The sequence below is a fragment of the Trinickia sp. genome, from assembly GCF_035492435.1.
Taxonomy (GTDB): domain Bacteria; phylum Pseudomonadota; class Gammaproteobacteria; order Burkholderiales; family Burkholderiaceae; genus Trinickia.
In genome coordinates this window covers 1-7441 of sequence record NZ_DATJJF010000045.1, presented here as the reverse complement: position 1 = coordinate 7441, position 7441 = coordinate 1, and the positions used below count along the sequence as shown (strand labels likewise).

At 63.8% G+C, this 7441-nt stretch carries 10 protein-coding genes and 1 pseudogene; 4 read left to right on the top strand and 7 right to left on the bottom strand.

Features of this window, described 5'->3' with window-relative positions:
- From VL598_RS04040 to VL598_RS04020, 5 genes are all read right to left on the bottom strand, one after another.
- Positions 1-156: urease subunit gamma (locus tag VL598_RS04040; RefSeq protein ID WP_325325413.1), on the bottom strand; the 156-nt coding region annotated here is incomplete at its 3' end.
- Between the two features lie 407 nt (positions 157-563).
- The gene (locus VL598_RS04035) at positions 564-1496 is read right to left on the bottom strand and encodes an urease accessory protein UreD (protein WP_325325412.1); all 933 of its coding nucleotides are present in this window, start codon (positions 1494-1496) and stop codon (positions 564-566) included.
- Between the two features lie 104 nt (positions 1497-1600).
- On the bottom strand, positions 1601-1924 hold the full coding sequence (locus VL598_RS04030) for a rhodanese-like domain-containing protein (protein WP_325325410.1): 324 nt from the start codon (positions 1922-1924) through the stop codon (positions 1601-1603).
- Positions 1925-1934: 10 nt separating this feature from the next.
- The gene (locus VL598_RS04025) at positions 1935-2588 is read right to left on the bottom strand and encodes a protein-L-isoaspartate O-methyltransferase (RefSeq protein WP_325325409.1); all 654 of its coding nucleotides are present in this window, start codon (positions 2586-2588) and stop codon (positions 1935-1937) included.
- A 210-nt stretch (positions 2589-2798) separates the two neighbouring features.
- On the bottom strand, positions 2799-3062 hold the full coding sequence (locus VL598_RS04020) for a hypothetical protein (RefSeq protein ID WP_325325408.1): 264 nt from the start codon (positions 3060-3062) through the stop codon (positions 2799-2801).
- A gap of 173 nt (positions 3063-3235) precedes the next feature.
- Between VL598_RS04020 and VL598_RS04015 the strand changes: the two genes are divergently transcribed.
- The 3 genes from VL598_RS04015 (at position 3236) to VL598_RS04005 (ending at position 5116) form a co-directional block, all read left to right on the top strand.
- Entirely contained in the window at positions 3236-3532 is a 297-nt protein-coding gene (locus tag VL598_RS04015; protein ID WP_414718648.1) for a YkgJ family cysteine cluster protein, read from the top strand.
- Positions 3533-3643: 111 nt separating this feature from the next.
- Positions 3644-4234, top strand: a complete 591-nt coding sequence (locus VL598_RS04010) for a DUF1439 domain-containing protein (RefSeq protein WP_325325407.1) — start codon at positions 3644-3646, stop codon at positions 4232-4234.
- 45 nt (positions 4235-4279) lie between these two features.
- A complete protein-coding gene (locus VL598_RS04005) occupies positions 4280-5116 on the top strand; it encodes an undecaprenyl-diphosphate phosphatase (protein ID WP_325325406.1) in 837 nt (278 codons plus the stop codon).
- A 7-nt stretch (positions 5117-5123) separates the two neighbouring features.
- Here VL598_RS04005 and trmB read toward each other — a convergent pair whose 3' ends face one another.
- Positions 5124-5969 carry a tRNA (guanosine(46)-N7)-methyltransferase TrmB gene (trmB, locus tag VL598_RS04000; RefSeq protein ID WP_325325405.1) on the bottom strand — a complete coding sequence of 282 codons (846 nt, stop codon included), beginning with the start codon at positions 5967-5969 and terminating at the stop codon, positions 5124-5126.
- Between the two features lie 104 nt (positions 5970-6073).
- Positions 6074-6280 carry a hypothetical protein gene (locus tag VL598_RS03995; protein WP_325325404.1) on the bottom strand — a complete coding sequence of 69 codons (207 nt, stop codon included), beginning with the start codon at positions 6278-6280 and terminating at the stop codon, positions 6074-6076.
- 335 nt (positions 6281-6615) lie between these two features.
- On the opposite strand from VL598_RS03995, the pseudogene VL598_RS03990 reads away from it, so the two are divergent.
- Positions 6616-7441, top strand: a pseudogene (locus VL598_RS03990) (pyrrolo-quinoline quinone); the annotation flags it as partial.

Genomic DNA, 7441 nt, shown 5'->3' with positions numbered 1-7441 from the left:
CGTCTGGCCGTCGCGCGCCGCCTCCAGGAGCGCCGCCGTGATGAACGCTACGGCTTCCGGATAGTTGAGCTTGAGCCCGCGCGCCTTGCGGCGTTCGGCCAAGAGGGCTGCCGTGAAAATCAGGAGCTTGTCTTTTTCTCGTGGTGTGAGCTTCATCTTAATGCATCGTAGGAGGTCCCGAAGCGCCCAGGACTGGACGAACTTCCGGCGTGCTACGCCGTGTGGATTGCCAACTATACGGGTGGCCGTTTCTGCCACCCCTGACCTGAGCGCGCCACGCGCAGTGAGCGTCATGCCTCCGATGGCCCGACGCCGCCAATCATTTTGCCGGCGAACGGTCTAGGACGCGCTCACTTGCACCGTGGGAAATGCGATACGGCTCATAGCGGGTTGAATTCGTCGTACAGCAAATAGCATGCCGCCAAGTGCTCCATCGGCATCGCCGCCGCCACCTCGGCGCGAGCGCGAAGGTTCGAGCACCGAAATAGGGGGGGATGATGCGATGTGCCGACCGTACACACGAAGGCTGGGCGCATTATACAAGCGCAAAGGCGCCCGGAAAGTTATGTCGCCCATAGACGAAGGGCGCGCGCGGGCACCCCGTGCACAATGGGCCGCAGCGTGGTCCAGCACTGTTGCATCAGTTGCTGCAATGGCTCGACCGACGAGGCCAACGCCCGCACCAGCAGCACACCGCCCGGCAACGCGGTCGCGCCGGCGCGCAGCGTCGCTTGAAACGGCAGCCGTTCGGCGAGCGATTCGGCAAGCTCCGGGGTGCAGGCGTCGCCCACCGCCCACAGCGTGCCGAAGACGGCGAGCCCGGCGAGGCCTTGCGGTGCATCGCGCAAGGGGTCGCTTGCATCGAGCCGCGCGCGTTCGTGCCACAGCAGCGATGGCGATGCGGCCTGCTGCCCGTCGCCCATGGCAGCGATCGATGCGACGGAGGTCAGTTCTCCCGTCGCCCATCGTTCCCCCGCGGCTTGTCTGCCCAACTGCGTCGCGTCCCAGCCGATAGCCGTCGCACCCGGTGCGATCGTCAGCGAGAACGCGAGGTCGGCACGCGCATCGTCGAAGACGATGTTGTTTTGCGGCAGCCAGTCGAGCTTTGCACCCGCAGCGACTTCGAGTGCAATCCTCTGGGTCGCGCGCTGCGTATTAGCCTTGTACCACTTCGTGGCACCCGGCGTCGTCAACACCGCATGTGCGCCTTCACCGACGCGAACGTCGAGGCAGAGACGGTCACCGCCCGCCACGCCACCGGGCGGATGGACGATGACCGCATGGCAGATCGCATCGCCTTCGGGGTAGAGCGGCCGCTGCACAAGTAGTGGGCCTCGATGGCGCCTATGCGATAGCGTCGTGCGGGACGCGACGCGTGTGAAGCCCAACTCGAGGTTCGCCTCCCAGCCCTGCGTGCGGGCGAGCGGCGCCGTGAGAGGCTGTGCAGCCTCAGGCGATGGCGCGATGGCGACTGAAGTGCTTTCTGGTGACGACATGAGGGCAACGGCGGCGGCCGGCTGTGCTGTGCCGCGAATCTCGAGCACGACGATGCTGCTTGTGGATCAACGAAACGGCGAAAAGCGGCGGCGTCCTCAATGCTTCAATACGTCGGCACCGATGGGTCTACCTGGCGTGACCACGCATCGATGCCCCCTTGCAAATTGAAAATTTGCGTGAACCCGCGCGATTCGAGGAACATCCCCACGCTCGCGCTGCGCGCACCGTGGTGACAGATGCAGACGATCGGCGCTTCATCGTCGAGTTCTTCGCTGCGAGCCGGAATGTCACGCATCGGAATCGACACGCAGTTGGCGATGCTGGCCGTCGCCACTTCCCACGGCTCACGCACGTCAAGCAGCACGGGGGCGGGACGCGAGGCATCGGAGAGCCATTGGGCGAGGGTGGCGGGAGTCAGGTTTTGCATGACGAACGGCTCAGAACTTGAAGCGCGGCGGCTCGACGGCGTTCTCGAGCGGCTCGACGTAGGTTTCGAAGATATCGGCGACACGGAACTGCTTTTCATCGATGCGCGTGATGACCTGCGCCTTCATGACGGGCGCCGTGCCGACGAAGACAGCGAGGCGGCCGCCGATTTTCAGTTGCTCGAGAAACTCCTGCGGCAGCACGGGCAGGCCCCCTGAAACGCAGATGACATCGTAAGGCGAGGCGGCCTTCCATCCGCGCGATCCGTCGCCGAGCACCACTTCGGCGTTCATGACGCCGTTGGCCGCCAGATTGCTTCCAGCCAGCTCGACGAGTTCGGCCTTGATATCGACCGTCAGCACATGCCGGCCACGATGCGCGAGCAGGGCGGCCATATAGCCGGACCCCGCGCCGATTTCGAGCACGCTTTCATGTTTCTTGACCGCGAGTTCCTGCAAAACGCGCGCTTCGATGCGCGGCGCCAGCATGTTCTCGCCCGCAGGCAGCGGCACCTCAAGATCGCCAAAAGCGAGATCGCGGTAGGGCGCGGGCACGAAGTTTTCGCGCTTGACGATGGCGAGGAGGTTCAGCACGTCCTGGTCCAGCACGTCCCAGGGCCTGATTTGCTGCTCGATCATGTTGAAACGGGCTTGCTCGATATTCATGGCGTCTTGACGGCTCGCGTAAGCGATAGCGGTTTGAGCTCGGCATGGATGGAAAGAATGCTGACGAGCAATCTCCCATCGAGACATGCATTCGTATAGGAAAGCCTGCGGATTGTATCAAACCGAAGCGCATTGCCGACGATGCGTAAAAGGCCGATTGAGGGCGATCGAGGGCGATGCAGTGGCTCAGCAAGTGCGCCGCTGGGCCTTCTAGCGCATGGTGCGCCTCAGATGCCGGATCTGCGCTTGCAGGGCCGAGTCGAGCTTGCTTTCCTTTTTCGGTTTGGCCTCGAGGCCATCGACAAACGAGACGAACGCCTCGAGCGGCATCGGGGTGCCCACTTGCCGTTCGTTGCCCCCGGCTTTGTCGATCAGGCGAAACATGCCGCCCGCCAAACTGACGGCTGCAAAACAAGAATTGCCGCTGCGCGTCTTGAGACGCTCGACGGCGGAGATTGCCCGGGTGCCACGCATGATGTTTTGTGTGAGAAGCGAACGAAACCGTGCACTTTACCAAGAGCGAGGGTAAGCATGGGTAAAGTGAGGTGAGGAGCGCGGGTGGGCGAACACAGGCACAATGCGGGTGGGTCGCTCGCTGGAGAACATGCCGGTGCGCGCCGGCAATCTTTCAGACAGGTCGTTGCTCCGTGGATGTGTTGATCCCGCCCGGCACCGGCGCTCATGCGTGCCGCCCAGGTTGCGGTGCTTGCTGCATCGCGCCGTCCATCACCAGCCCGATTCCCGGGATGCCTCGCGGCAAGCCCGCCGGTGTGCGCTGTGTGCAGCTCGACGATGAGGCGCGCTGCAAGATCTTCGACCGCCCGGAGCGGCCCGCCTGCTGTGGGGGCTTGCAGCCCCATCCGCAGATGTGCGGTGCCTCGCGCGGCGAAGCGCTCGCCTGGCTTGCCCAGCTCGAGATCTTGACCCAGCCCGGCGCCGCTTAAGTCCCCTCGGGTTACGAGGCTATACGGCCCGCCGGCCCGACGATCGCCGGGCACGGGAAAAGCGCTTGCCCGAGCGATGGCGACCCTGGACAACCACCAAGGAGAATACGCATGATGCACGCCGCCACGCCGAATCGGCGCCGGTTCCTTCAGACGATGGCGCTCGCCGTGGCGACAAGCCTCACTGTCCCTCTCGCAGCCTGCGCGAGCCGGACGTTCCCGTTTGTTCCCGATCACTACACGTTTTCGCAGCGCCAGGTACAGGATGCTGTCGCGCGCAAGTTTCCTTACCGGCGCACGGTCTCGCAGCTTTTCGAAGTCGCCCTGGCGAACCCTGTCGTCGGCTTCAAGCCCGAAGCGGATCGCCTCACCGTGCGGGTCGACGCACACGTGGCGAGCCCCTTCCTTCGGCATCCCGTCGACGGCGCTTTTACACTCTCGAGCCGTCTTGAGTACGACAACACTGCGCAGGCCGTGGTGCTGCGCTCGCCGAAGGTGGAGACGGTCGACGTAGCGGGCGAGGCGGCTGCCTACCGCCAGCAGATCGAGGCCGCGGGTGCACTCGCGGCTGCCCAGTGGCTCGATGGCTACCCCATTTACACGTTCAAGCCTGAAGAGCTTCAATTCGCCGGCGTTCATTACGAACCGGGTACAATAACAATCCTTTCAAATGGCATACGCGTGCAGATCGTCGAAAAGTGACGGCGCCGTCCTGCGCATGCTCCCTCATTGACGTAGAGGACACAGATGGATTGGGTATTGATCGCCAAAGCGCTGATTCTTGGCATCGTCGAAGGGGTGACGGAGTTTCTGCCCGTTTCGAGTACCGGCCATCTGATTCTCGCGGGCGCGCTGTTGGGCTTCGACAACGAGGCCGCGAAGGCCTTTCATGTCGTCATCCAGTTCGGCGCCATTTTGGCCGTTTGCTGGGAGTACCGGCGTCGCATTGGTGCTGTCGTGGCGGGCTTGCCGACGGACATGGAGGCGAGGCGATTCACGCTGAACGTGGTGATTGCAACGATTCCCGCGATTGCGCTGGGCATTTTCGTCGAATCGCAGATCAAGCGCGTACTGTTTGCGCCGTTGCCCGTGGCGCTTGCCCTCGTGGTGGGGGGGCTCATCATCCTTTGGGTGCAGGCGCGTGAGCGCATGCGCGGCGACACGCCGCCGCGCATCGGCTCAATCGAGCAATTGCGGCCGCTTGACGCGCTGAAGGTCGGCGTTGCGCAATGCTGTGCGCTGATACCGGGTGTGTCGCGTTCAGGGTCGACCATCATCGGCGCGATGATGGTCGGCGTCGAGCGGCGCGTTGCGACCGAGTTTTCGTTCTTTTTGGCCATCCCCATCATCGTCGGCGCGAGCTGCTACGAGATCGTCAAGTATGGCCACAGCGCGTTGGCCGGCGCGGCCGATGTGCTGGCTGTCGGGATCGTCGCCGCTTTCGTGAGCGCGTTCGCTTGTGTACGGTGGCTGCTGCGCTTCGTCGCCACGCACGATTTCACCGTGTTCGCCTGGTACCGTATCGGATTCGGCCTGCTCGTGCTCGTGATCGGCTACACCTACGAGCTGCCGTGGGTTTCCTGAACGTTTGTCAGTCAGCGCGCCGCTTGAAGACAAGATCCCAGACGCCATGCCCCAGGCGCAGCCCGCGCCGCTCGAACTTCGTGATTGGGCGATAGTCGGGGCGCGGCGCGTAGCCGTCGGCCGTGTTTTCGAGCGTCGGCGCAGCGCTCAGCACTTCCAGCATCTGCTCCGCGTAATTCTGCCAATCCGTTGCGCAGTGCAAATAGGCGCCCGGCTTCATCCGCGAGGCGAGGAGCGCGACAAATTTCGGCTGAATGAGCCGGCGTTTGTGGTGCCGTGCCTTGTGCCACGGATCGGGAAAGAAAATGTGCACGCCGTCGAGCGTTGCTTCTCCGATCATCTGCTCGAGCACTTCCACGGCGTCGTGCTGCACGATGCGGATGTTCGACAGATCGTGCTCACCAATCAACTTCAGCAGTGCACCCACACCCGGCTCGTGCACCTCGACACCGATGAAGTCGTCTTGTGGTCGTTGCGCTGCGATGTCGGCTGTCGTTGCCCCCATGCCGAATCCGATCTCCAGCACACGCGGCGCGTGGCGCCCAAAAACGGTGGCCCACTCGACCGGTGCCACCTGATAGGGGACGATAAAGCGCGGGCCGATCTCGTCCAGCGCGCGCCGCTGGCCTGTTGATACGCGACCGGCGCGTGTGACGAAGCTGCGAATGCGGCGATGATGCAACGAATCGGACGGCTCGGCCGATGCATCAGGCCGGTCTCCGTCGGCGGGGGCGACCGCTGCTTTCTGATCCTGTTGCCCATGCTCGCCGCTGGCTGCAGCGCTTGCGGCATTTTCGTCGTCGGGGTAGGGCGTACCGGGCGGCACGCCGGCTTCGTTACGATCGTGGTTCATTGTGACAAAAAGTGGTCGAGGCGCGCCTGGCGAAAGCCGGCCTGCTACAGAAGGTGGGCGAGATTGTAGACGAGAGCGCGCCCAGCGAAATGAAGCGCGGGGCGCTAGTCGGACACCATGATGTGCAAGGACACGGGATACTCGATGTCAAACTCGAGCGTCCGGCCGGCGCGCACGTCGAGCAGACGCCGTTCGATGTCCTTGAGCAGGCGTTGATTCCGGGTTGCCTCGTCCGCGGGTTTGTCCTCCAACCCGTCGAGAAGCGTGCGGCGCGCATCGACCAGCAGCGCCACCGCGCTCGTGCGAGACATGAAATACCGTTCCATCGTAAAAGCGTAAGCGTAAGTAACTGCGAAAGACCGTAATTGTCGCGCGTTTCGGCTGCCGACGTCATGGGGTGTTACAGCCCCGTCGCATCGGGCATCCAGCCCTGGCGGGCGATTAAATGAGGACGGACGTTAGATCGGGCGGCCCGTTGCGCGCCTATGCCGCACCACGCCATCCCCGCGCATTGCGTGGCGGAACGATGCGTGGATATGTCGGTAGGTCCACTCGCCGAGTTTTTAGTATCTGTGCTGAGGGACACCGACAAGCGCCCGTGACGACTTGGCGGCTTGCCAAGCGCGGCAGGCGCAGGGAGGCGAGCATGCAAATCATGCAGCGCGTGACTCGCACAGGTAATCGCGACCGTTGGCAGCGGGTTCGCCGCACTTGTGCATGGCTCGTGATCGCAGGCGTTTGCGCATCTTGCGGCGGCGGTTCGAGTGGCGGCACAAGCACGGCGGCCGGCGTCAGCGGCAGCGGTGGATCGGGCAATAGCGGTACGGGTGGTAGCAGCAGCGCTGGCGGGGGCGGCGGCACTAGTACCGGGCCCGTGGCGCCGGCCCACATCGCTTTCGCGACCGACGTGCTCATGCACCACAACGACCTCGCGCGCACGGGGCAGATGTTGGCGGAAACGACGCTGACGCCGTCGAACGTACGCTCCAACCTTTTCGGCAAGGTCGGGTTCCTGCCCGCCGACGGCAAGGTAAACGGGCAGCCGCTCTTCGTGACACAGCAGTCGATCGGCGGCTCGTTGCACAACATCGTCTACGTGGTGACTGAGCACGATAGCGTCTATGCCTACGATGCCGACTCGTTCGCGCTCCTTTGGCACGTTTCGCTCCTAAGTCAGGGCGAGACGCCAAGCGACGACCAAAGCTGCCAGGATTTCACGCCCGAAATCGGGATAACGTCGACGCCGGTCATCGACCGCAATCGCGGCCAGAACGGCGTGCTCTTTGCCGTCGCCATGACCAAGGACGGCGGCGGCAATTATCACCATCGACTACATGCGCTCGATCTCGCGAGCGGAGGCGAGGTGCTCGGCGGGCCGACGGAGATTGCGGCGAGTGTTCCGGGCAACGGCTCGGGCAGCGTGAACGGCGTCATCGCGTTCGACCCTTCGCTGCAGACCGAGCGTGCCGCGC

What these genes read in the sequence shown, in the direction of transcription:
- VL598_RS04035 (WP_325325412.1), bottom strand. Translation starts at nt 1,496, where the DNA reads ATGTCGTCACCAGAAAGCACTTCAGTCGCCATCGCGCCATCGCCTGAG.
- VL598_RS04030 (WP_325325410.1), bottom strand. Translation starts at nt 1,924, where the DNA reads ATGCAAAACCTGACTCCCGCCACCCTCGCCCAATGGCTCTCCGATGCC.
- VL598_RS04025 (WP_325325409.1), bottom strand. Translation starts at nt 2,588, where the DNA reads ATGAATATCGAGCAAGCCCGTTTCAACATGATCGAGCAGCAAATCAGG.
- VL598_RS04020 (WP_325325408.1), bottom strand. Translation starts at nt 3,062, where the DNA reads ATGCGTGGCACCCGGGCAATCTCCGCCGTCGAGCGTCTCAAGACGCGC.
- VL598_RS04010 (WP_325325407.1), top strand. Translation starts at nt 3,644, where the DNA reads ATGATGCACGCCGCCACGCCGAATCGGCGCCGGTTCCTTCAGACGATG.
- VL598_RS04005 (WP_325325406.1), top strand. Translation starts at nt 4,280, where the DNA reads ATGGATTGGGTATTGATCGCCAAAGCGCTGATTCTTGGCATCGTCGAA.
- trmB (WP_325325405.1), bottom strand. Translation starts at nt 5,969, where the DNA reads ATGAACCACGATCGTAACGAAGCCGGCGTGCCGCCCGGTACGCCCTAC.
- VL598_RS03995 (WP_325325404.1), bottom strand. Translation starts at nt 6,280, where the DNA reads ATGTCTCGCACGAGCGCGGTGGCGCTGCTGGTCGATGCGCGCCGCACG.